This window comes from Fischerella sp. PCC 9605 (genome assembly GCF_000517105.1).
Lineage (GTDB): Bacteria > Cyanobacteriota > Cyanobacteriia > Cyanobacteriales > Nostocaceae > PCC9605.
In genome coordinates, this window is record NZ_KI912151.1 from 443,494 (window position 1) to 465,847 (window position 22,354).

The window sequence follows — 22,354 nt, forward strand, 5'->3', positions numbered from 1 at the left end:
GGCTACAGATGATGATGCACCGGACGCGGAGATGGATCGTTGCGAGGTTATAGAGAATTGGTATTAGTACAACATTGCATAAGTTTGCGCGCGGAATTTCTGTACCAAGACTCTGCGCCCCTTTGCGTTTTCCTTTGCTACAGGCGTGCGTTTCAAATCGCTACTCTTTTACGCAATAGCGATCGCTACATTCGGAATCCTGTTGATAGTCGGACACAAATTGGGCTAGCAAAGTGCCATTCAGTTAGGCCCCATCATCTGCATAGGTGTAAGCATTGGTGTCATATCCACGGTAGTATTGGTACTGTTACGGTTTTGTGTGCTTGGAGTCGGGAAGAGAGTGGAAGCAACTAAGGCCACTATTGCCATGAAGATAAAGCTTCCTAGCAGGCTAATAACGGCAGTGTAATTCTCCCGAGAAGCTTTACCCTCTTGCTGGTAGCGACTCTCGCCAACTATGTCGTCGAGTAAGTCATCATCAGGACAGTAGCCCGCTTTTGAATATTCAACCTCGTCATTAACAGTGGGCAGATCAACTGAAGCACCTTGCTTGAGAACAAGCTTGTTGAGTTTAGCTGAGACGTTAGCTTGGTGAATGGTGAGTATCATTGTTGCTCCTCAATTAGTTGATTTCCCTTATTTAAATCACTGTTGAATTTGCCGATTCCACAAATTTTGCTGATTTCGCGAATAAAAACATAACAGCACTTGGAACAAAGTGCCATCAACCTTAGAACTGGATGATCCTAAGCACTCTCCAAATGAGTGTTTGGTTACATCGCTTTTCATCAGCATAACGGTAATAATCGTCGTCGTTCTTTTGTTTTAAGTATTTCCGTAATAACTTTTCATTATCAAGGGCGGATCATTTCGTGGAATGGATCTAGAACACCGATTCAGTATTCAACCTAAAGGCTAAAAAACCACGTTTGTTCGTAGAGACGCGAAATTTCGCGTCTCTACAGCCAACGAAAAATTTGTTTTATATAGTATTTTTAGATAGCAAAAATAATTTAATATGGTATTAATACGTAAATAATTTCAGTTTTCATGCTTGCTGCGATCGCTCCATAATGAAATTAAGAAATATTAAGCAGCATGACTGTAATCAGGATGAGCAAAACTGCCCTGAATTTAATCGCAATTTCTGTCTTTGTGATGACCCTTTCCAGCCTACTGGGGCCATTGTTTAACTTATCGCCCACTGTACCTGCACTTGCCACCTTCACAATTTTGGGAATAGCGACATTAGACGCTTTCAGCTTGCAAGGCAAAGGTGGAAACATACTTTTAGATTGGATAGCAGGATTTTCTCCCGAACACAGAGAACGCATTATCCATCACGAAGCTGGACACTTCCTTGTCGCCTATTTGTTAGGCATTCCTGTTGTCGGCTACACTCTCAGTGCTTGGGAAGCTTGGAGACAAAAGCAACCAGGACAAGGTGGCGTGAGTTTTGATGACGAGGAGTTAGCATCCCAACTAGAAAAGGGTACTCTCAGCGCCCAAATGCTAGATCGCTACTGCACTGTTTGGATGGCAGGTATTACTGCTGAAACTTTAGTGTATGAAAATGCCGAAGGTGGGGCAGATGATCAAACTAAACTAGCAGGGGTTTTGAAAAGTTTGGGTTTTTCTGCGTTTGCTTGCGATCAAAAACAGCGATTTTGCGCCTTGCAAGCCAAAACCCTCTTGCAAGAAAATTGGTCGGTGTATCAAGCTTTAGTAGATGCCATGCGACAACGCGCTACAGTAGCAGAATGCATAAAAATGATGAATGAAAAATTATGAATTATGAAATTATTTATTATGCATAATTCATCATCATGAAGAAGCAACTCGAAGATGGGAGGTAGACTGGGAAAAGTAGTTCTCGCAGCCCATAACACGGTTACGTCCAGCAGCTTTAGCTTGCAAAAGATTTTGATCGGCACGATGCAGCAGGCTAATTCCATTAGCATCATCTTCTGTTCGCAGACAAGCTGTTCCGAGACTAATGGTGACGTTGATTGACAATTGACTGTTGATTGTAAATGCTTGTTCGCCGACTAGGCGATTAAGCCGACGCGCGACAACAAATGCTTCGTCGCAAGTTGTATTGCCCAAAAGGATCACGAATTCCTCTCCACCATAGCGGAAAGGAGTATCTTGATAACGCAGATTGTGCCGCAGCCGATTTGATAGTAACTGCAAGAGGCGATCGCCTACTAAATGTCCGTAAGAATCGTTAACTTTTTTAAAATAATCAACATCTAAAATAATTAAACTTAGGGGAGTGCCATTGGTACGGGCTTTTTGAATTTGCCTAGGCAAGTCCCACTCTAGCGCCCGGCGATTACTCAACTCTGTCAGTGAATCAGCCAAAGCGATCGCTGACAATAAATCATTTGTCCGGATCAGATCGCGGTATTTCTGCGCTTTTCGCAAGCCTACTGTCAATTGCGCTAATAGTAAGCGCTGGCTGGCGGTTAACTCTGCTGAGTTAAAATCTGTTTTTTCCTGCTGTAGAGACGTTGCATCCAACGTCTCATGCCAAATATAAGCATCGGCCCCTTGCCTGAGTGCGATGGAAGTCATCTCCAATTCCCACTCCCAGCCATACTTACTTTTATCAACAAGCAGTTGGGGACGATCCTCCAAAAGAATACAGTATATCCAAGATAATTTTGTCTGCTCTTTCAGCCAACAGCAGAGTTCCATACTGTCATCCAGGCTAGCCTGCACAATTAAAATATCGGGCGGTGTGATTTGAATACGAGATACCGCCTGACTAAGATTAGTAATAACTTCTACACTAAAAGCGGTTGTATCACGGATCTGATCTGGAAGTGTGGCAAGAAAGTTATCACTTCCAAAGACCAGAATGGAAATCTTCATTGCTTTGCTTTTTGCCCTATTTCAAATTTAAGGGAATAACTCAGGTAAAACCTGTTAAGGCTTACTTTAGATACTATATATACCTGCTTTTTTAGCGAGGGGTATAACCCCATATTTTATTGTCTTACTGACCGATCCACAAGCAATTTTCAATTTTTATCTCCTCATCATACTTAGTTGACTACACTGGTTAGAGTTGAAATTTATGATACCTAATTTCTGCCCTGATATCCTTGATTTAAAACAGTAGAAATACTGAATAATCTTTGGAAGTATAAAAGTATGACTGTAATTTCCAGGAGCCATTGCTCTAAAATTTTTTGACGATAAAATATTTACACTAAATCTTCAATTCACTAGTCAATTTTATCCTCTCAGTAAAAGTTCCAGGTATTATTGTACTGACATCAAAAGCATTGATAATATTTTTATTTTATCCGTAAAAACATTTACGCACTTATATTTGAAAAAATCTGTATAACAATTACTTCAGTGTTTCTTACTATTTCCAACTCGTCAGTATTAACAAGGCTAAGTCTAAGCTGTTGCGCTTACACATTGCACTTTTTTTCGTTAAGACCGTCATTTGTCCTTGGTTATTAATGACCAATGACTAATGACGACCCTCACGAGCAATTGTGCAATTTTAAGGCGTGACAGCTTACTAACTTGCTTTAAAACACTTAGTGCCTTGGTGTCTTGGTGGTTAAAAAATCTTGAACCACCAAGACACCAAGACACGAAGAGAAAAAAGGTTTTTATGCGTTCTGGTGTACGCAATTCCGCTTGAGTGGCGAAAGTCAGTAGGGAATTTTTTGGGCTAGTTTTGAGAGTAAGTTGTGTATCCTACTATGGAATTGCGATCGCCCATTCAATGGTTATTGATAGCCTTCAATACTGTAACCAGCTGCAACAATTGCTTGTTTAATAGATTCTTCTGAAGCTGCGGACTCTACAGTTACAGTTTTAGCTTTTACATCTACTTCAACTTTGGCATCAGGTTCCATTGTGTGGATAGATTCCGTAATTGTTTCAGCACAGCCTTCACAAGCTATATTTGGAACTTTTAATTTCAGCGCCATAAGTAACCTCAGCACGTAAAATTACCATGATTTATTAAGATTTATCTTATTGAACCAAGTTAAATCGCTCATCCTACTACAGTTAGGAAATTGTGCCACTATAGAAAGTTGCACATATCATTACTTCTGGTATATGGTTTTCGGCTGGCAGCAAACTCAAACAAAATGCAAAAATAAATTCAGATGAGGATCGCTTATGCAATTACACTGAGCAAGTGAATCCTTCTTCAGAAGTATTACCTATCCCCTAGTCCTTTGTAGAAACCCATGTCTTTTCATCCCCAGTACCTCAGCGGTAACGAAATACGCACCCTATTCCTTGACTTCTATGCCCAACGGGGACACCAAATTCTCCCAAGTGCCTCCCTCGTGCCAGAAGATCCGACAGTGCTGCTGACGATCGCGGGGATGGTACCATTTAAACCCATCTTTTTGGGACAGCGCACATCAGAATTCAAACGCGCCACTACCTCCCAAAAATGCATCCGCACCAACGACATCGAAAATGTCGGACGCACGAAACGGCATCATACGTTCTTTGAAATGCTGGGTAACTTTAGCTTTGGCGACTATTTCAAAGAACAAGCGATCGCTTGGGGTTGGGAAATCTCCACAACTGTATTTAACTTACCCCCTGAACGCCTTGTTGTCAGCGTTTACGAAGAAGATGACGAAGCTTACGCTATTTGGCGGGATAAAATTGGCGTCCCAGAAAAGCGCATCAAGCGCATGGATGCAAATGATAACTTTTGGGCTATGGGTGTTACTGGCCCGTGCGGCCCTTGTTCTGAAATCTACTACGATTTTCACCCAGAAAGGGGCGACGACAATATAGATTTAGAAGATGATACTCGGTTTATCGAGTTCTACAACCTCGTCTTCATGCAATACAACCGCGATGCAGAAGGCAAGTTAACACCCCTTGCTAACAAGAACATCGATACCGGCATGGGTTTGGAGAGAATGGCGCAGATCCTCCAAGGTGTTCCCAATAACTACGAAACTGATTTAATTTTCCCGATTATTAAAAAAGCAGCAGAAATTGCTGGTATTGACTACACCCAGAGTGACGAAAAAACCAAAGTCTCTCTGAAAGTTATTGGCGATCACGTTCGTGCTGTCGTCCATATGATTGCTGATGAAATCCGCGCCTCCAACGTCGGACGGGGTTATGTGTTGCGACGCTTAATTAGGCGGGTGGTGCGTCACGGACGTTTAATTGGCATTCAGGGTGAATTTACCACGCAAGTTGCTGAGGTTGCTATCTCCCTTGCTGAAGATGCTTATCCCAACCTCCGCCAGCGGGAAAATTCCATCAAAGCAGAGTTGCAACGAGAAGAATCTCGCTTTCTCCAAACTTTGGAAAGAGGCGAAAAACTGCTTGAGGAAATTATTGCTAAGGTGAAGCGACAAGGCGAAACCGAAATTAGCGGTGAAGATGCGTTTACCTTGTTTGATACCTACGGATTCCCCTTAGAACTAACTCAAGAAATTGCTGAGGAAAATAACCTCACAGTTGATGTTAGTGGTTTCGATGCTGAGATGGAGAAGCAGAGACAACGCGCCAGAGAAGCACACGCAACCATCGATTTAACTGTGCAAGGTTCTCTCGACAAGCTAGCAGAACACATTCACGCCACGGAATTCTTAGGCTACACCCAATCGGCGGCGACTGGGAAAGTTGAAGTGTTACTAGTAGATGGTGTTTGCGAAGAAGAAGCGGAAGCAGGAACTGATGTACAAATAGTTCTCGACAAAACGCCATTCTATGCGGAATCTGGAGGACAAATTGGCGACAAAGGTTATATCACGGGCGTTGGTGTCGTCGTCACAATTAACGATGTCAAGAAAGAATCAGATTTCTATGTCCACTTCGGACACATTGAACGCGGTACGCTGCGGGTAGGCGATACCGTCAGCGCCCAAATCGATCGCGCTTGTCGGCGTCGTCTCCAAGCTAACCACACCGCAACTCACCTGCTACAAGCGGCGTTAAAGAAAATTGTTGATGATTCGATATCGCAGGCGGGTTCTTTGGTGGCGTTTGATCGGTTGCGCTTTGACTTCAACTGTCCGCGTCCTCTCACGCAAGAAGAGATACAACAAATTGAAGAACAGGTGAACACTTGGATTGCGGAAGCGCACTCAGCGAAAGTGGCAATTATGCCCTTAGCTGAAGCAAAAGCCAAAGGTGCGATCGCCATGTTCGGAGAAAAGTACGGCGAACAAGTGCGCGTGATTGATTTCCCTAGCGTGTCGATGGAACTGTGCGGCGGTACTCACGTTAGCAACACAGCGGAAATTGGCGTGTTCAAAATTATCTCTGAAAGTGGTGTAGCTTCTGGGGTGCGGCGGATTGAAGCGGTTTCCGGCCCGGCGATACTAGATTACTTAAATGTTAGGGATACAGTAGTCAAAGATTTGAGTGACAGATTCAAAGTCAAACCTGAAGAACTACCAGACAGAATTACCATTCTGCAAAACGAACTCAGAACTACCCAAAAAGAACTAGAAACTCTCAAGTCACAGCTAGCAATAGCCAAATCTGATAGCCTGCTGCAAACAGTCGAAACTGTCGGCGATTATAAGATTCTCGTCGCCCAGTTGGAAGACGTTGATGCACAATCTTTGCAAACCGCAGCGGAACGTTTGCTGCAAAAACTTGGCAGTGGTGCGGCGGTAGTGCTGGGTTCGGTTCCTGAACCTGGGAAAGTTAGTTTAGTTGCAGCTTTTTCGCCAGAGGTGAATAAGAAGGGACTGCAAGCTGGAAAATTTATTGGTGCGATCGCCAAAATTTGCGGCGGTGGCGGCGGTGGACGCCCCAACTTGGCACAAGCAGGCGGACGCGATGCGAGTAAGTTGCCAGAGGCGTTGGAGAAAGCGCGGAGTGAGTTAAAGTCCGGTTTGGCTTAATTGTATTGGTAGGGCGGGAATCTACCCACCTGGAAATTACTAATCCCTCTTTTGTTTCTTTTTCTATCCCTAAAGTAACAAAAGAGGGATTAGCTGAGAAAATGTGCATGTATTATGTTTCTACTTGCTGCTAAATCGCCATCAGTTAGCCAACGCCAAGCTGAAATTATTGAAGTCGTCTTACGCAACGGCTGGAATTATTTCCGCAGTCGCATCGTTAAAGATGCGGAACCAGAACAACCTTCCTTGCCCTTGCCCAAGGTACTCCGGCAGATTTTGATTGAATTAGGCCCAACTTTTGTTAAATTGGGACAATTACTCAGTACTCGCCCCGATTTGCTGAGTCCTGAATACATTGCAGTTTTAGAAACTTTGCAGAATAATGTTCCTGCTTTGCCCTGGAGTGAGATAGAACCAATTTTAGAAACAGCCTTTGGGCAATCTCTTAAAGATGCTTTTCTCATCATTGAACCTGTAGCGATCGCGGCGGGTTCCCTGGCGCAAGTTCATCGAGCAACGCTGAAAAATGGAGAAATGGTTGCCATAAAAGTGCAGCGTCCGGGCATTCGGGAAATTGTAGAGCGAGATTTGGAAGTTCTTGAGTCACTTGCTAACTGGTTTAGCCGCGATAAATTTGGACAGGCGTATGACTTACCAGGATTGGTGGAAGAGTTTAGATATAGCCTGCTAGGAGAACTCGATTTTCGTCGCGAAGCCCGCAACACCGAAAAACTCCGACAAAATCTGGAAAATAGCCGTTTGTGGCAACGGGGACAGGTTGTTATCCCCAAGGTGTACTCGCAATGGACAACAGACAAAGTCCTGACGCTGGAATGGATCGAAGGCATCAAACTGAACCAAGTGAACCTGCCAGAATCACGTAAAAAGCAATTGGCAGCCCTAGCCGTACAAGTAGTAATGCAGCAGATTTATCTGGATCGGTTTTTTCATGCCGATCCGCATCCCGGTAATTTTTTATATATTGGTGAGGAAACACAAGACCGTCTGGCATTGCTCGATTGTGGTATGGTTGCGCTCCTCGATCCGCGTACTCAGAGTATCCTCACTGATTTGCTAGTTGGTATTGTCTACGAGCGCCCCAAAATTGTTGCCCAAGCGATTCGGGAGCTAGGATTTACTCGACTAGAGGTGGATCTGCGAGCAATTGAATCAGCCTTTGATCGTCTGCTCAGACGATTCTACACGCGCCCTTTGGAAGAAATTAATTTAGCAGAACTGCTGAATGAAGCTCTGCGGATTCCCCGCGAAAATAATATTCAAATGCCGGGAACGATTGGACTATTTGTGAAAACCATCGCCAACATCGAAGGCATTGCCCGTCAACTCGATCCGTTGTTTCCCTTTGTTGAGGTTGCCCGTCCAATTGTGGAACGGGCGATTCGCCAACGCCTGCTTGGGGCTGAACTTTTGCAGGATGCTACACAATCGAGCCTCTATCTTTCCCGCCTCACAACCCAATTTCCGCAGCGGTTTGAAATTTTACTCGATCGCTTGGAGCGATCGGAATTAGGCATTAATCTGGGTTGGCGAATGGAACGAGAATTCTTGCAAGCTCAACAACAGGGAATGAACCGTTTGAGTTTGGCAATTTTAGCAATGGGCGCACTCATTGCAGGCGCAATCCTACAGCAAACGGTGCTTGTTGCCAGTTCATCGCCTGAGCTAATAGGTATTGTCAGTCAGGGCTTATTAGTTGCTGGCGTAGGACTGATGGGTTGGGTTGCGATCGCACTGTTGCGTAAATCCTAAAAACTTGCTCTGATTAAAGCTAGGAGCCCATCTATAATATATTGCACTGCCAGTGCAGCCAGCAAAATGCCCAACACACGAGAGATGACATTAATTCCGGTTTGACCGAGCCAGTGGGTTAAATGCTTGGCGATCGCCAATGAGCCATAAAGCAGCAGCAACACAAAAGCTGTGATTCCCACAATCACCCCTGTTCCCAATGGATACGCAACAGCTTCATTTTGCAGAATCAAAATACTAGCCAAGGCTCCAGGGCCAGCTATCAGAGGGGTTCCTAGAGGAAAAACACTGATGTCTGTTCCGTGCTTGTGCTTCTGCTTCCTCCGCCTTGGTTTCCCGTTCGCGCTGGGCAAACACCATATCCACTGCAATTTTTAATAGCAAAATACCCGCTGCCACTTGAAATGCCTCGACACTGATACCCAGATAACGCAATAAAACATTGCCAAATAATGCAAAGGCAAACAGAATTCCAGCAGCAACTAAAATTGCCTGGCGGATAATCCGAATTTGCACCTTGGGAGAATGATGTCCTGCCAAGGTGATGAAAATAGGCACTAACCCGAGCGGATCGAGGACAACAAATAGGGTTAAAAAGGCTCTGGCGATGAAGGCAAGCATATAAATTTGAGCCTGAATTTATGCTCTTAGACAGGAATTTACAGCTAATCTAGCTACCCACTAATTCAGCCTCCGATTGAGTTACAGGCATCAGAGCAGCCGCCAACACTTCTTCAGCGGAACTGACAAACACAAACTGAAGTTCGCGTTCCACTTCTTCGGGTACATCCTCCAAGTCAGGTTGATTGCGCTGGGGCAAAATCACGGTTTTCACCCCCGCCCGATAGGCAGCTAGCACCTTCTCACGGATGCCACCCACAGGTAACACTTTCCCACGCAGAGTAATTTCACCGGTCATGGCGACATCGTTGCGTACTAGACGACCAGAGGCAAGGGAGGCGATCGCTGCTACCATCGTCACCCCCGCCGAGGGGCCATCTTTAGGCGTTGCCCCCGCTGACACATGCACATGCACAACTTTCTCTACAAAAGCTTTGGGGTCAATACTGAGTTTTTCCGCATTGGAACGCACGTAGAACAGGGCAGCCTGTGCCGACTCGCGCATCACATCCCCCAACATTCCCGTCAGCACTAACCGTTCCTCCCGTCCAGGCATCATCGTGGCTTCGACGAATAACACATCCCCGCCTACCGGAGTCCAGGCTAATCCAGTGGCAATGCCGGGGCGATCGATCCGCTCCGCCACTTCATTCACAAATCGGGGTCGCCGCAAGTAATCTGGAATCTGTTCTGCCTCAACCGTAATCGGTGTCATCGCACCTTCTGCAATTTTGCGAGCCACCTTGCGGACTACGGTGCCAATTTCCCGCTCTAAACTGCGCACACCCGCCTCCCGGGTATATTCGCGAATAATGCGTTGCAGGGCGGCATCAGTAATCGTGACTTCATCCTGCTGCAACCCATTGGCTCGTCGCTGTTTGGGTAACAGATAGCGCCGGGCAATATGCAGCTTTTCCATTTCCGTGTAGCCAGAGAGGCTCAAAATCTCCATGCGATCGAGTAGGGGAGAGGGAATGGTTTCAATCGTGTTTGCCGTGCAAATGAACAGCACCTTGGACAAATCAAAGGATACGCCTAGATAGGTATCCACGAAAGCATGGTTTTGTGCCGGATCGAGGACTTCTAAGAGAGCAGCAGACGGATCGCCTTGGAAACCCCTGCCCAGCTTATCTACTTCATCGAGCATAAACACTGGATCGGAGGTTTCTACCCGTCGCAATGCCTGAATCAGGCGACCGGGTAAAGCACCAATATATGTGCGGCGATGCCCGCGAATTTCTGCTTCGTCGTGAATGCCACCGAGGCTGATGCGAACAAACTTACGTCCCATAGCACGGGCAATCGACTGTCCGAGGGAGGTTTTGCCCACACCGGGTGGCCCCACAAAACACAGAATCGGTTCCTGGCGGCTATCGTCGATGATGTTCTCCTGTGGGGTTTCTTGGAGTTGCTGAGCTTGGCGATCGCCCTCCGTGCCGTGCAAAGCACGATCTGCTTTCAGTTTTTTCACCGCCAAGTATTCCAAAATCCGGTCTTTGATGCGTTCCAAATCGTAATGGTCTTCATCAAGGATTTGACGAGCATGGACAAGGTCGATCGCTTCTCCCGTTGTGATATTCCAAGGCAGACTTACCATCCAGTCGAGATAGGTGCGAATCATGCCATATTCCGGCGATACCGCCGGCAACCGTTCCAACCGCGATAATTCTCGGAAGGCTTCTTTGCTAGCTTCTTCGGGCAGATGAGCAGCTTCTAGCTGTTGGCGCAATTCGCGGATTTCGGCTTGTTCAGCATCTTCTTCGCCCAGTTCCCGCTGAATGGATTTTAATTGTTCTCGTAAAATGTATTCCCGCTGAGTTTTCGAGATTTTTTCCTGGGCATCGGAGGCAATTTGCTGTTGCAGTTCCCGGACTGCGAGTTCTTGTTGCACCAAGTTAATCAGTCGCTTTAGTTTGTCTGCTATGGCATCCAGTTCCAGCACCTCCTGTCGCACAGCTGTTTCCATCGGCGTCATTGCTGTCACCAGATAGGCAAACATACACGGGTTGCTGATATTGTCACCTGCGGATGCCAGTTCATCGGGAATATCGTTCGTTAAGGGAACTAGTTTGCGGAACAGCTCGCCCAGGGTGCGACGCAGGGCTTCTGTTTCCGTGTCTGCGGTGGTTTTTTCGGGTGCTTTTTCAACCCGTGCCACTAAAAATGGTTGCGTTTGTAAGAAATCGAGGATACGAATCCGTTCTAATCCCTGAACAACTAGTTGCAAATTCCCGTCTGGTAGGCGTAGCAGCCGATGGATGATTGCTGCCGTACCCAAGCGGTAAATATCATCAGAACCAGCAGGACGTGCCTCTGGATTGCGCTGAGCTACCAATGCCACCAGACGATTGCTACGCATCACTTCATCTACTAGCTTGACCGATCGCTCCTGTCCCACCAAAATCGGAGCAACTGCCATCGGCACCACGACAGTATTGATCAACGGTAAAACAGGCAGCACATCGGGAATATCTGGGATATTTTCGGCATTATTTTCCGCATTGCTGTCTAGATCAATTGAAACTGCATTGGTCACGGTTTCACCTCCGCTTTTGGTAGCATGACGTAGAGAAAACCGCGATCGTAGCGAGCTTGGACGCGATCGCGATCTATCGTCTGTCTGAGGGGCACTTGCAAGCAAAACGATCCATACAGAATGTTGACTGCATGATATTGCCCATCTCCCTCTGGCATCTCCCAGGATCGCACCCCTTCAATTACCACGGCATTTTCGTAGAGGGAAATATCAAAATCCTCTTCCGCCATCCCAGCAATTTCTGCTTTGACAATTAGGGCTGCGGGCGTTTCATAGAGATCGGCAGGAGGTTGCCATTGGTGATGGGCGAAACTTGCTTGAATGCGACTACCCCAAAAGTCTGCGTGTGAGGGGGAAGCAATACCAGAAACAATGCCTGTATAGCGGTAACCGAATCGGCGATAGCGCATAGTTTTTGCTCGAAGTGTTCCTAAATTTAAGCAGCGAACCAAATTGGCAGCGTCCAGCCCATCATCACACTACTTGTGCAAACAATCACGAGTAACCAGAATACTTGCATTTGGCTTAAACCAGTTTTCAGCAACTGTTTAACAGAGTCTGATAGGGCTAAATCCAAGGTGAATATACCCATACTCATGAGCGCGATCGCTACAGCCCAACCGTATAAGCCACTCGACGTCAATGTCCCAACCAAGATCAACGCCGAGCCAAATGTTAAAGACCATAAGCCTGCCCAAACAGTGAATCCAGCAAGCCAACAAATGCGAACAGCAGCAACTGTTAGAATCGACATTATTATAGCAACTTGGGAAAAGGAATGATTCAACCCAGCGAACCATCCTAATCCACCGAACAACAAAATCAGCACCAACAGTGCTACCAGACTCCTAAAAACAGGATTTAACCAGGATTGTGGGGATGCAAATGAATCACGGTCTAGCTGAAAGGGTGTTATTATTTTGCTAATCATAACCTTGCACCTCCGGCTCGCAATTTATGACTCAACAAGTTCTGATTGCAATGCCCGCAGCAGATCGTCCCGTGTAATAATGCCAACAAGCTTTCCCTGTTCATCAACCACCGGCAAACGGTTGATTCGTTTTTCCAGCATTAAATCAGCAGCCTGAGAAATTGGGGCATCCGGTGTAATTGTGAAAGGATTCGGAGTCATCACATCCTGAACTAGTACGCCCAAACTTTTCTTAAGTTCTTGTATAAATCGATCTAATGGTTCTAGGTAGATGATTCCGCCCAATAACAACAGATATAGCGGTAGGCGAATCGGACGTTCTTTGAACAACAAGTCTGCTTCTGAAATGATACCAACTAGTTTACCCTCATCATTTACAACTGGAAGTCCGCTAATATGTCGTTCTTCTAAACGGTTGAGTACCGTTTCCACAGAGTCTAGAGGTGTTACGGTAACAGGCTCAGGAGTCATAAGGTCTTTGACTCGTAAGACTTGAGTAGGCATTGTTCCAATTTGGTGTTCAATTTTTCGGTTCGAGTTTGATAATGCTCTTTTGCAATTGTCAAAGTCAGTTTGCTTGCACGGATGCTATGCAATTTTCTTAGCCAAAGTGCTGATGATTGATAGAAGAAACTGGAGGTTCTAGCAGAAGACACTAAGCAATGCTCCTAAAGAGCCGCTACGCGATTGCAGTCATAGCGTATTTACCTAAATCATAGTCAGCAAATCCAAGTAAAATCTGAAGTTATTAAGTGATTGCGAACTGGGGTTTGTCGATCGCTTAAGTCCTATGTCCTACTGACTATTCTTCAGCTGATTTTTCAAGAAGTCTTGAGCCGTTTCAATGTCCTTGCGAACATCCTCCAATGGACGATTTTGGAGCATGGCGATCTCCTCAATCTCCCATCCTTCCAGAAGATACAGCATCAAGGCACGGCGTTGAAGTTTAGGCAATTTTGATAACTGAGCAAATAGCCAACGTTCTTTTTCTATCAAGGTGAGCGCATCCCAAGGTTCCTCGACTTCGTGCTGAGGCAAAATATCTTCCAGGGTCAAAAGGTCTAAACTGCCCCAGAACGGCTCATTTTCTAAAATCCAACCACTCGTCACTTGAAAACGCGGATCGTCTAAGGAAATGGTAAGAATTTCCTTGGTTTCTAGTTCGTCCAAAATCTCGTGCATGAGTCCACCGATCCATTGATCGAGGGGTTGTTGCGGCGTCCGCCGATCGAACCGTTCCCAGGCACGCACGATCGCCTCATCCAGCAGATCGGAAACCGTCATTTCATTGGGGGAAAGTTTGCCTTCAATCTGGGCAAAGATTAGTTCACGTCGGGCATGATTTCGCAAGTTGCGGAGAATAGGACGCAGCAATTCAAAGAAGGATTCTTTATTTTGCTGCCGAATATCTTGTTCTAAAAATTGACTGGCTGTTGCAAAATCCTTTTGCCGTAGCCGTTTACGACGATAGGAGTCGTCATGACGAATTTGTTCTTTATGACGACGAATCTCTTGTGCCAGGGTATCGGCAACCTCATCAATCGCCGCTTGATATGTTTCAAACCGAGATTTGGATTGGGCAACCAGTGTTCCGGTTGGGAGGGCCAGCACTGCTCGCACCTGATAGCCATTGGGCTGACGATCGATGCTTAATCGCAAGTGACGCTGGTTTGGTGGGAATGATTGCAATAGGCGATCTATTCGGCGTTGCTTTTTTACCCAATAGTCGCGAATCTGCTCTTTGATTGTAGATGGACAGTCATGAAATATAAAATGTTGCGCCATAGTAACCTCCCATCAACATAAACCTTGGGATAAAAGTAAATCATTCTTTCACCGATCTAAATCTCTAGCTCATAGAACTGTTGAAAAAATGAGATGCTCAAGACGAAAAGTTGAGCCTACTTGTTGATTACCACAGGCAACCCGTATGTGCAAATTATATCGCAGTAACACGTATCTTAGCCAATGGTGAACTCGGTTGTGTGGTCAGGTCTGGCTCCTTTTAATCCCCGATGCAGGGTGAGCGAGTTAAAGGGTTTACCAATTACCCCTTTCACGCCCAATGCTTCGTACTGGCTGGGTGGTGGTGCAGGATCTCAGTTGCTGCAAGAGCGTTGCCAGCAATTCACAAGGATCGTAGGGTTTGGTGAGATAGTCGTCGGCTCCCGCTTCTAACTCTGCCACGCGATCGCCTTGCCGATGCAGCGAAAGCCGCATGGGTAGCCCTGGCACGTTCTAAATCTTATACCAATTTAAAAAATCATTGCGACAGATGGATTGACGCAACCCCGACAGAGACAGTAATTCCCAATCCAAAATCTAAAATCTAAAATGGTATTAGTTCCAAGATCCCTGTAATCCATAAATCCAGACAGCTGCCCCAAAACCCTACATCTACAGTGTCACAAAAGAACAGAGAACCACCATGATGATCGCGGCTAATCGACGATTAGGAGTTTTCTCACTGGCAACTTTATTGGTGTCAGCTCACTATGGTTTAGGATTCATTCTAGGTACGGCAGAGCAAGCGATGGCTAAAGGTGCTGGTGGTAGCCTCTATGCCGTTTCCATCGGGTTGGGCTTTCTAACTCTTCTGGCACTGGCAAAGTTCTATTGGAGCGAAGTTGAACAGATCTGGACGCTGTTAGGCAACCGCTATGGCAAACCTGTTAAAGTTGGCGTTGGACTGATGTCCTGGACATCCCTAATCGGCATTGAAGCCGTTCAGATTATTTCAGCCGCTTCGATCTTGGGCGTCGCGGGTATTCCCAAATTACCCAGTACGATCGCGCTCGCCATTCTATTCTGCATTCTATCATTGTTGCCTGTTGAGCGTGCTAGTTGGGTCTTCCGGGGATTGCTGCTGTTCAATATGTTGGCACTCTTATATGCGCTGTGGCGGCTGCAAAGTTTACCGGAACTATGGCAGGCTCCCCTGACATTCATTGCCGCCCTCAGGCATGTTGATGTCCAAGAAGCGATCGGGGTTTCTGTTGCCACTATTTTACTAGTGCTCATTGATATGAAATGCCAGCAATTTGTAGTACAGGCAAAGGATGTTCGCATAGCATATTGGGGATGTATTCTAGCAGCGATCGCTCTGATTGGGCTGGCATTTCTGCCGACTACCGTGGCGATCGCAGGACAGAACACAGGTATTTTGCCTGCAAATGTGACTGGCAAAGAAGCAATTCCCTACATCCTATCCTGGATTGGGGGTGGTGCTAATCAGCCGTGGGGGATTGTCTTGATGCTGGCACTGGCAGTTCCGGCACTAGGAATTGGCAGCAATATCTTGCGAATTCAAACTAAAACAGTTTTAGATTTAGAGGTCATTGCCAATACTCAGCGAAACCAGATTTTGATTTCAATTTTGAATGCCTTATTTGCCTTTGGAATCGCTCTCAAAGATGGTGAAATTATCGGCTTAATTCTCTATTTCTACGCTGCGTATCTATCCACCGTTTGGATTCCCTTTGCTGCCTATCTACTGGCTCATGCCAGAATCTATGTCTTTTCTGATACGAGTGTTCGTCTCTCATTTTTCATAGGTGCTTTGACATCCCTGTCAGCTTTAGGGATTGCGTTATTTTATCCAGAGGCAATTGTCTTCAACAGCGCCGAATTAACCATTATGGCAATGGGGATGGGGTTTGGCGGTTTGAGTTTGCTCGCAGTTCAAATGGTCGAAAAATATCTGTTGGTACCGAAGACTCAAACTCAAGAGGAGCACAGTCATGATGTCTGAATTCGGCAAAACACTTTATTACTTCATTTCACATCTTGCACCACTGGAGGCAGAGCCGGCTCTGCCTCCAAATCCTCGTTACCAGGTTCAACCTGGTAACGAGAACTAGAGTCTCTGGCTCTCGCAATCGTAGAGCGTAGCCCTTCGGTGCAGGGTATGGTGCAAGATCTCAGTCATCCAACTTATCCCCCAGTGCGATCGCACTGATAATCTCAATCAATTACTCCATCAACCAACCAAACAAATCTCCTACAGTAAGACTGATATCTCTGGCAAATTCTGGAATCGGCAAACGTGCTTCTAGTTGATCGAAAACATCAGTTGATTTATCTGGAAAATAAACAAATACCGACCGTTCTTCTGGATCGATTAGCCACCCCATTTGAGTCTCATACTTCAGACAGTGAAGAATATTTTTTATGACCGAACAAGGCAAAAGTAAAAAGTTAAAAGGCACTCATAAAGAATAAGAAAAAATGGTTACTAGCACCATTATTTATTTATGGAATGAAATAAAAATATTCTCAATCGAGACTCGCAGCGCCAGAAATAATACATCCTTATTAAAGCCCCTCAATTTATTTATGGGGATTATCTTTTTACTTTTTACTTTTTACTTTTTACTTTTTACTTTTTACTTTTTACTTCTTAATTTGGTTTGACTTTGGTCAGGTGAGAGAATTTCAATAGTCCAATCAGGGGCAGCGAGGAAAACATTAGCAATTTCTCCATTAGCATCACGGGGAATTCTTTGCCAACTAAACACTGAGACATCTGGTACTATAGAGCGATCGCCATAGACGTGCGTAGCACGGCTTCCCGAAGGGTAAGTGCAGCGAAGTTCCGAAAAAGCCCGTGCGATGCGCTTTGACTTAAGTGCTGTGTTGATTGCAGCCGCTAACTCTGTCTCAATTGTACTGTGCTTCCCTTGAGGCATTGGCTTTTGGATAATTTGCCCTTCAATATACTCCCTAGCGGGTTCTGTTTCTGGTAGTTGCAGAAACTCCTCTAGTGTTAAGGATTTAGCAGGTATTTGTACCATTTGAGGTTACTTTTAGAGAAGCTAGTTAGACCGCTTTTATCTGTTATTTTAAATCGCCTAATTCAAACACTGCCTTGCAATCAACGAACAAAATTGTCAAATTATGTTCGGTTAGGCTGTTGCTTCACCCAACCTAACGCAAAATGCGATCGCACAATCAAATAAAAAAGGGATGTTTATCTCACTCCCTTTTTCAAAAATAAACTTTATCTTGAGTCGGAACGATTAGAACAGTCGAAAAATAAACGGATAACGGACAGGTTCATCTGGTTTGCTGAAACATTGCAACAATGCCCAAATTGTCAATCCCCAATGCAGTAAAAAGCCAAAAGCAAGAACGGGGAAAAACAAAATTCCGCCAATACCAAAGGTAAGCCAAGATAGAATCGCAATTGGAACTCCAATTACAGTTCCCCAGAACCAAACATTGAAGTGAAAATTAATTGATTCTTTGGCGTTGCTTTTAACAACTGGGTCATCGGAAATTAAGTAAATTGCAATTGGAACCCCAATCGAAAACAATGCTGTACTGAAGAAAATCGCCCCATGACACAGAGATGATAACAATTTGCGCTTATCAGAATTGTATGTAACTTGCATCCTGGTGGCTCCTCAATTTGCCTTTTAGCTTCGATTTTAAAGCTCACTGAATAGATTTAATATTGCAGGTTCCCGTACTTAAAAAGTTTTCAGGCTTTTCGCTGAAATAGATTAACTTTGATTGTTACTCATCAACTATAAGTTATGAGGTTTACCGAACCTCTACAGTAGAAAACCTCAAGAGTGTTATCAAGGATATCCTAAACTCTTAGCCCCCGGATATCCTTGTGCCTTACAGCTATTTTCATTTAAATAGAACACAACCTCTCCCCGCCGACCGCACCCCTCTCCTTGCTAAGGAGAGGGGATGGGGGTGAGGTTCGAGTGTGGTCAATTCAATTGAAATCTGCTGTAACTGATTCTTCAAATCAAACCGGATTTTTACCAAAGTCCTTGAATAGGTTCACCGGAATCAGAACCAGAATCAGAACTAGAATTAGAACCAAAATTAGGATCGCCTGCCTTGTATCCCTCGGCGTAACCCCGCGTGTACTCGCGGGAGTAAGTAACAGATAATTTACGGCTTCCTGCAAAGGGATTGTAAGTCTTTCCAGCCAAGGCATCTGATAAACCAGCCTCATAACCCCTGTTATAGTATTCGCTCAACTCATCATCACTTTGAGCCAGCAGCAGTTGACCGGGATTAATCTGCTGTGCTTCTACAGCTAGCACTGTCCCTAATAAGGTGAAAAGTGTCAGCGCAGACACCAGAAAACGCTTAGAGTTCATCAATCACACCACACTTGTAAATCTTGGGTTTGCGTCATTGGAAAACAATGAACAAAGTCTAGACTTAAGCTCCAGCCTCCAGGAAACACTATTTGAGATTCAAAAGAAGACTACTCTGTAATTAAATTTTATACACAAAATGTATTGAACAGTTTGAACAGCAAAAGGATAGAAGGGCACAATATTAGAGTATCCGTGGCTCAAAATACAGTCAATCTATCTTAAGTCGGAAAAAATATAGAATTTTGGGTTATTTTAAAGCAAAAAGGAGACAGGCAGCTTTTAGTGATATTAAGCTAACAGCAGAGATAACATAAAATTAGGTATTGCCCTACTTTATATTACTTAACGAAGACAGCAAAAAAATGGGTAGATTAAATCCTTACTCACTACAGATGCAGATTACTCGCATGTTTGAACAAGGGCAAGGTTTTTTTGCCACAACCAAAGTGCAAGAATGGTTGAAAGAACGCGGTCACAATCCCACAGATTATGAGATTATTTTCAATCAAAAACCCGCTCCTCCCGGTTCCAAACAAGTAATGGTAGTGGAAATTGAATTGCGGCGTAAAGACGGACAACCAGTAGACCCTTGGTTGCAAGAACAAGCAAATTTACAAAAATGATAGAGGGTTATTTTTCAGAGAACTTAACATGACAGCTAATATCAAAGAACCCGTTACTTACGAAGGTGGATGTCATTGTGGCGCAGTGCGCTTTCGGGTAGTAGTTGACACACACAAAGCCGATGATTGTAATTGTTCAATCTGTAGAAAAAAGGGTTTTTTGCATTTAATTGTGCCGCGAGATAAATTTACTTTGTTACAAGGCGAAGATCTGTTAACAACCTACAGATTTAACACAGGAGTTGCCCAGCATAAATTTTGCAGCGTTTGTGGAATACATTCTTTTTATATTCCTCGCAGTCATCCCGACAGCATTGATGTTAATATTCGTTGTCTAGATGGTGATGTGGTGTCGAATTTTGAAATTGTGCCTTTCGATGGGGCCAATTGGGAAGAGAATATACATAAGTTGCGGTAAGTTCAGGCAATTAGGCGATCGGAAACGCTATGTGGTTTACTAACCTCAAGGGATTTGGTTACGACCTTACTTTAACTGCTTAATAGCAGTTTTTTATTTTTTGTTTATACAGATTATCCTTAAGAACTATACTTAAACAATATCAGGGTGGCCATTCTGGTCAAACCCTCGATCTGCTTGCTAAAAAAATTCTTTATTTTTGAGGGTGTGAGTGAAACCAGTACAGAATGAGACGGTAATATATGCTCTGGCGCATTCTGATAGCTGGAGTTATTTTGGGAAGATATTCATTCAGTAACCCTGTCCTAGTATGTCACACAAAATTGCAAAGCTAACTCCAGAACAAGAAGCTTTGATTAAATTTTACCGAGAGAAATGGAGAAATATAGCACTTTCAACTGAGCGAATCGACAGACAAAAGGCTATTGAAGGAGTTAAAGAACTTTATAGTTTGTGCCATATAGAACAGCCTGAAATTATCTTTTGTGAAAGCCCTTATCAGGCTATGAGTAAGGCTTTACCCCAGTTAGAGGCTCGAATTATTCAAACCACACCTTTGAAATTTTTACAATTGGGCTTAGGTATATTAAAGTTATTTCCAAATTTAACAAAACGTGAATCCAAGAATGTGGAAATTCAAAGACCCAGTGATGTAAACATCCACGTTAACACTACATTATATTATAGATTTATATCATATATGAAAACTCTAGAACAAACATTAAAAATTGATATGGCGGATGTTCTAGAGTTAGACATTGACGCTAATCTCCCAGAACTATACCACCAACTACAATTTCAATTAGAAAAACAGTATGATAGTAACTTCATACCTGGTTTTATCTTTTGCAGTTATTGCAGTTGGTTAGATTTTTGGAAATCTGTATTCAATTACACAGGCGAACAAAAGCTATTGCAAGTTCTTCATTTATTGGCAGAATCTAGTGGGTGTATTTTTCCATATCAAAGGGTAGCAGTAGTGTGCGATCGCCCAAGCAAACTTTCCTTAGACGACCAAAATCGCCTCCACGCTGAAGGCGAACCCGCCATCCAATTTACTGATGGTTACAATCTCTACGCCAATAGTGGTGTCATCTTACCGGAAAAATACGGTAAACTCCACCCCCATCAGTGGCAAACTTCATGGTTGTTAGAAGAAAAAAATGCCGAACTACGGCGAGTCTTAATTCAGGGTATTGGCTATACGCGTATGCTCGAAGAATTGCAAGCGAATGAATTAAATTCTTATCGAGAATACACATTATTAAAAATTGAGAATGAAATCGATGTAGAACCAATTTATTTGTTAAAGATGACTTGCCCCAGCACGGGATTTATTCATGTGTTGCGTGTACCATCTGATCTAAAATCAGCGCAAGAAGCCATCACTTGGGTAAATTGGGGAGTTGCACCAGAAGAATTTGTTGTACAGACTTAAGTTAGAAAAATAGACGCTATTTTCTACGAACTATTTAAATGAGGTTAGCTTAACTTGGTAGAGTGAATATAAAAAAGTAGCCAAATCATAACGGCATCACATGGGCAGTATTTGGGAACTCGATTTTTACTCCCGTCCGATTCTGGACGAAAATCAGAAAAAAGTTTGGGAAGTCCTGGTTTGCGAGAGTCCTTTGGATACTCGCGCAAATGTTGATTCTTTGTTTCGCTATGCTGAGTATTGCCCCAGTACTGAGGTAAATTCCGTATGGTTACGGACGGCGTTGCAGGAGGCAATTGACAAAGCAGGTGAAGCACCAATTAAAATTCGCTTTTTCCGCCGCCAAATGAACAATATGATTACCAAAGCCTGCAATGACTTGGGAATTCCAGCACAGCCAAGTCGTCGAACTTTGGTACTGAACCAATGGTTGCAACAGCGGATGGAACAAGTGTATCCAAATGAACCAGGTTATCAAGGGGGAACTAATCCCTCGGTACGTTTGGAAGCGCCTTTACCCCAACGCTTACCTGATGCTTTAGAAGGGCAGCAATGGGGATTTGTAACTTTACCAGCTTCAGAATTTATGGATATGCCAGAGTGGGAAATTGACTTTGGTGAAGGGTTTCCCTTGGAGTTGGCACAAGTATCCCTAGAAACTCAGATTCCTGGTATTTTAATTTTCTCACCCAGAGCCTTGCCGCTGGCTGGCTGGATGTCTGGTTTAGATTTAGCTTGGTTGAAATTTAACAGCAGTCCGCAAGGGGCAAGATTGCTTTTAGAAACAGGTGCGACAGAAAGCTGGGTGCTAGCAAATCTTAGAAATCCGCAAATGCTGGCAGAAGCTAAAGGCTTTGAAGAAGCTAAGCAAAAAGCTAACGGAGTGCATTTCATGGGGGTGCAGTCCGACCCCCAAGCAGAATCTTTTGCTGGTTTTTGGCTATTGTGTGAGATCAATCTGCCGTAAAGTGAATTGGGGAACTGTTGGTGGTTGGTAGTTAGTGGATAGTGGTTAGTAGT

The 22,354-nt window shown here is 44.4% G+C and carries 20 protein-coding genes and 2 pseudogenes; 8 read left to right on the forward strand and 14 right to left on the reverse strand.

Annotated elements, in window-relative coordinates; genetic code table 11:
- Nucleotides 1-240: 240 nt before the first annotated feature.
- Nucleotides 241-609: a hypothetical protein gene (locus FIS9605_RS0127005; RefSeq protein WP_026735370.1), complete on the reverse strand. Its 369-nt coding sequence runs from the start codon at nt 607-609 to the stop codon at nt 241-243.
- A 504-nt stretch (nt 610-1,113) separates the two neighbouring features.
- Between FIS9605_RS0127005 and FIS9605_RS0127015 the strand changes: the two genes are divergently transcribed.
- Nucleotides 1,114-1,791 carry a hypothetical protein gene (locus tag FIS9605_RS0127015; RefSeq protein WP_026735371.1) on the forward strand — a complete coding sequence of 226 codons (678 nt, stop codon included), beginning with the start codon at nt 1,114-1,116 and terminating at the stop codon, nt 1,789-1,791.
- A 33-nt stretch (nt 1,792-1,824) separates the two neighbouring features.
- Here FIS9605_RS0127015 and FIS9605_RS0127020 read toward each other — a convergent pair whose 3' ends face one another.
- Complete coding sequence (locus tag FIS9605_RS0127020; RefSeq protein WP_026735372.1) at nt 1,825-2,877, reverse strand: GGDEF domain-containing protein; 1,053 nt, start codon at nt 2,875-2,877, stop codon at nt 1,825-1,827.
- 878 nt (nt 2,878-3,755) lie between these two features.
- Entirely contained in the window at nt 3,756-3,959 is a 204-nt protein-coding gene (locus FIS9605_RS0127025) for a heavy-metal-associated domain-containing protein (RefSeq protein ID WP_026735373.1), read from the reverse strand.
- 267 nt (nt 3,960-4,226) lie between these two features.
- Between FIS9605_RS0127025 and alaS the strand changes: the two genes are divergently transcribed.
- The gene (gene alaS / locus FIS9605_RS0127030; RefSeq protein ID WP_026735374.1) at nt 4,227-6,872 is read left to right on the forward strand and encodes an alanine--tRNA ligase; all 2,646 of its coding nucleotides are present in this window, start codon (nt 4,227-4,229) and stop codon (nt 6,870-6,872) included.
- A gap of 114 nt (nt 6,873-6,986) precedes the next feature.
- Nucleotides 6,987-8,642 (forward strand): ABC1 kinase family protein, encoded by a 1,656-nt coding sequence (locus FIS9605_RS0127035; RefSeq protein WP_026735375.1) that lies wholly within the window; start codon nt 6,987-6,989, stop codon nt 8,640-8,642.
- Here FIS9605_RS0127035 and FIS9605_RS46720 read toward each other — a convergent pair.
- The 7 genes and pseudogenes from FIS9605_RS46720 to FIS9605_RS46205 all read right to left on the reverse strand — a co-directional run bounded on the left by FIS9605_RS46720 (nt 8,639) and on the right by FIS9605_RS46205 (nt 14,950).
- Nucleotides 8,639-9,263: pseudogene (locus tag FIS9605_RS46720) on the reverse strand (MarC family protein). The gene FIS9605_RS0127035 and the pseudogene FIS9605_RS46720 overlap by 4 nt on opposite strands.
- Nucleotides 9,264-9,312: 49 nt before the next feature.
- Nucleotides 9,313-11,799: an endopeptidase La gene (lon, locus tag FIS9605_RS0127045; RefSeq protein WP_026735376.1), complete on the reverse strand. Its 2,487-nt coding sequence runs from the start codon at nt 11,797-11,799 to the stop codon at nt 9,313-9,315.
- Nucleotides 11,796-12,209, reverse strand: a complete 414-nt coding sequence (locus FIS9605_RS0127050) for an Hsp20/alpha crystallin family protein (RefSeq protein WP_026735377.1) — start codon at nt 12,207-12,209, stop codon at nt 11,796-11,798. Before FIS9605_RS0127050 ends, lon begins: the two co-directional genes overlap by 4 nt.
- Before the next feature lie 26 nt (nt 12,210-12,235).
- The gene (locus FIS9605_RS0127055) at nt 12,236-12,730 is read right to left on the reverse strand and encodes a hypothetical protein (RefSeq protein WP_026735378.1); all 495 of its coding nucleotides are present in this window, start codon (nt 12,728-12,730) and stop codon (nt 12,236-12,238) included.
- A gap of 24 nt (nt 12,731-12,754) precedes the next feature.
- Complete coding sequence (locus tag FIS9605_RS0127060; RefSeq protein WP_026735379.1) at nt 12,755-13,234, reverse strand: CBS domain-containing protein; 480 nt, start codon at nt 13,232-13,234, stop codon at nt 12,755-12,757.
- A 291-nt stretch (nt 13,235-13,525) separates the two neighbouring features.
- Nucleotides 13,526-14,515 carry an HPF/RaiA family ribosome-associated protein gene (locus FIS9605_RS0127065; RefSeq protein ID WP_026735380.1) on the reverse strand — a complete coding sequence of 330 codons (990 nt, stop codon included), beginning with the start codon at nt 14,513-14,515 and terminating at the stop codon, nt 13,526-13,528.
- 255 nt (nt 14,516-14,770) lie between these two features.
- Nucleotides 14,771-14,950, reverse strand: a complete 180-nt coding sequence (locus tag FIS9605_RS46205) for a hypothetical protein (protein WP_026735381.1) — start codon at nt 14,948-14,950, stop codon at nt 14,771-14,773.
- A gap of 208 nt (nt 14,951-15,158) precedes the next feature.
- Between FIS9605_RS46205 and FIS9605_RS0127075 the strand changes: the two genes are divergently transcribed.
- A complete protein-coding gene (locus tag FIS9605_RS0127075) occupies nt 15,159-16,481 on the forward strand; it encodes a hypothetical protein (RefSeq protein WP_026735382.1) in 1,323 nt (440 codons plus the stop codon).
- A gap of 220 nt (nt 16,482-16,701) precedes the next feature.
- On the opposite strand, the gene FIS9605_RS41295 is transcribed toward FIS9605_RS0127075, so the two are convergent.
- The 4 genes and pseudogenes from FIS9605_RS41295 to FIS9605_RS0127095 all read right to left on the reverse strand — a co-directional run bounded on the left by FIS9605_RS41295 (nt 16,702) and on the right by FIS9605_RS0127095 (nt 18,852).
- The gene (locus FIS9605_RS41295; RefSeq protein WP_197036152.1) at nt 16,702-16,863 is read right to left on the reverse strand and encodes a Uma2 family endonuclease; all 162 of its coding nucleotides are present in this window, start codon (nt 16,861-16,863) and stop codon (nt 16,702-16,704) included.
- Nucleotides 16,864-17,130: 267 nt separating this feature from the next.
- Nucleotides 17,131-17,523 (reverse strand): annotated as a pseudogene (locus tag FIS9605_RS38345) (Uma2 family endonuclease); the annotation flags it as partial.
- Between the two features lie 225 nt (nt 17,524-17,748).
- Nucleotides 17,749-18,123: a DUF4870 domain-containing protein gene (locus FIS9605_RS0127090; RefSeq protein WP_026735383.1), complete on the reverse strand. Its 375-nt coding sequence runs from the start codon at nt 18,121-18,123 to the stop codon at nt 17,749-17,751.
- A 381-nt stretch (nt 18,124-18,504) separates the two neighbouring features.
- Complete coding sequence (locus tag FIS9605_RS0127095) at nt 18,505-18,852, reverse strand: hypothetical protein (protein WP_026735384.1); 348 nt, start codon at nt 18,850-18,852, stop codon at nt 18,505-18,507.
- Between the two features lie 365 nt (nt 18,853-19,217).
- Here FIS9605_RS0127095 and FIS9605_RS0127100 point away from each other — a divergent pair, with 365 nt between their 5' ends.
- The 4 genes from FIS9605_RS0127100 (at nt 19,218) to FIS9605_RS0127115 (ending at nt 22,301) form a co-directional block, all read left to right on the forward strand.
- The gene (locus FIS9605_RS0127100; protein ID WP_026735385.1) at nt 19,218-19,478 is read left to right on the forward strand and encodes a hypothetical protein; all 261 of its coding nucleotides are present in this window, start codon (nt 19,218-19,220) and stop codon (nt 19,476-19,478) included.
- Between the two features lie 28 nt (nt 19,479-19,506).
- Nucleotides 19,507-19,896: a GFA family protein gene (locus tag FIS9605_RS0127105; protein ID WP_026735386.1), complete on the forward strand. Its 390-nt coding sequence runs from the start codon at nt 19,507-19,509 to the stop codon at nt 19,894-19,896.
- A 310-nt stretch (nt 19,897-20,206) separates the two neighbouring features.
- The gene (locus tag FIS9605_RS0127110) at nt 20,207-21,334 is read left to right on the forward strand and encodes a DUF6745 domain-containing protein (RefSeq protein WP_026735387.1); all 1,128 of its coding nucleotides are present in this window, start codon (nt 20,207-20,209) and stop codon (nt 21,332-21,334) included.
- A gap of 100 nt (nt 21,335-21,434) precedes the next feature.
- Nucleotides 21,435-22,301, forward strand: a complete 867-nt coding sequence (locus FIS9605_RS0127115) for a Tab2/Atab2 family RNA-binding protein (RefSeq protein ID WP_026735388.1) — start codon at nt 21,435-21,437, stop codon at nt 22,299-22,301.
- The last annotated feature ends 53 nt before the right edge of the window (nt 22,302-22,354 follow it).

Coding starts and splice junctions, on each gene's coding strand:
- FIS9605_RS0127005 (WP_026735370.1), bottom strand. CDS start 609: ATGATACTCACCATTCACCAAGCTAACGTCTCAGCTAAACTCAACAAG.
- FIS9605_RS0127015 (WP_026735371.1), top strand. CDS start 1,114: ATGAGCAAAACTGCCCTGAATTTAATCGCAATTTCTGTCTTTGTGATG.
- FIS9605_RS0127020 (WP_026735372.1), bottom strand. CDS start 2,877: ATGAAGATTTCCATTCTGGTCTTTGGAAGTGATAACTTTCTTGCCACA.
- FIS9605_RS0127025 (WP_026735373.1), bottom strand. CDS start 3,959: ATGGCGCTGAAATTAAAAGTTCCAAATATAGCTTGTGAAGGCTGTGCT.
- alaS (WP_026735374.1), top strand. CDS start 4,227: ATGTCTTTTCATCCCCAGTACCTCAGCGGTAACGAAATACGCACCCTA.
- FIS9605_RS0127035 (WP_026735375.1), top strand. CDS start 6,987: ATGTTTCTACTTGCTGCTAAATCGCCATCAGTTAGCCAACGCCAAGCT.
- FIS9605_RS0127050 (WP_026735377.1), bottom strand. CDS start 12,209: ATGCGCTATCGCCGATTCGGTTACCGCTATACAGGCATTGTTTCTGGT.
- FIS9605_RS0127055 (WP_026735378.1), bottom strand. CDS start 12,730: ATGATTAGCAAAATAATAACACCCTTTCAGCTAGACCGTGATTCATTT.
- FIS9605_RS0127060 (WP_026735379.1), bottom strand. CDS start 13,234: ATGCCTACTCAAGTCTTACGAGTCAAAGACCTTATGACTCCTGAGCCT.
- FIS9605_RS0127065 (WP_026735380.1), bottom strand. CDS start 14,515: ATGGCGCAACATTTTATATTTCATGACTGTCCATCTACAATCAAAGAG.
- FIS9605_RS46205 (WP_026735381.1), bottom strand. CDS start 14,950: ATGCGGCTTTCGCTGCATCGGCAAGGCGATCGCGTGGCAGAGTTAGAA.
- FIS9605_RS0127075 (WP_026735382.1), top strand. CDS start 15,159: ATGATGATCGCGGCTAATCGACGATTAGGAGTTTTCTCACTGGCAACT.
- FIS9605_RS41295 (WP_197036152.1), bottom strand. CDS start 16,863: ATGGGGTGGCTAATCGATCCAGAAGAACGGTCGGTATTTGTTTATTTT.
- FIS9605_RS0127090 (WP_026735383.1), bottom strand. CDS start 18,123: ATGCAAGTTACATACAATTCTGATAAGCGCAAATTGTTATCATCTCTG.
- FIS9605_RS0127095 (WP_026735384.1), bottom strand. CDS start 18,852: ATGAACTCTAAGCGTTTTCTGGTGTCTGCGCTGACACTTTTCACCTTA.
- FIS9605_RS0127100 (WP_026735385.1), top strand. CDS start 19,218: ATGGGTAGATTAAATCCTTACTCACTACAGATGCAGATTACTCGCATG.
- FIS9605_RS0127105 (WP_026735386.1), top strand. CDS start 19,507: ATGACAGCTAATATCAAAGAACCCGTTACTTACGAAGGTGGATGTCAT.
- FIS9605_RS0127110 (WP_026735387.1), top strand. CDS start 20,207: ATGTCACACAAAATTGCAAAGCTAACTCCAGAACAAGAAGCTTTGATT.
- FIS9605_RS0127115 (WP_026735388.1), top strand. CDS start 21,435: ATGGGCAGTATTTGGGAACTCGATTTTTACTCCCGTCCGATTCTGGAC.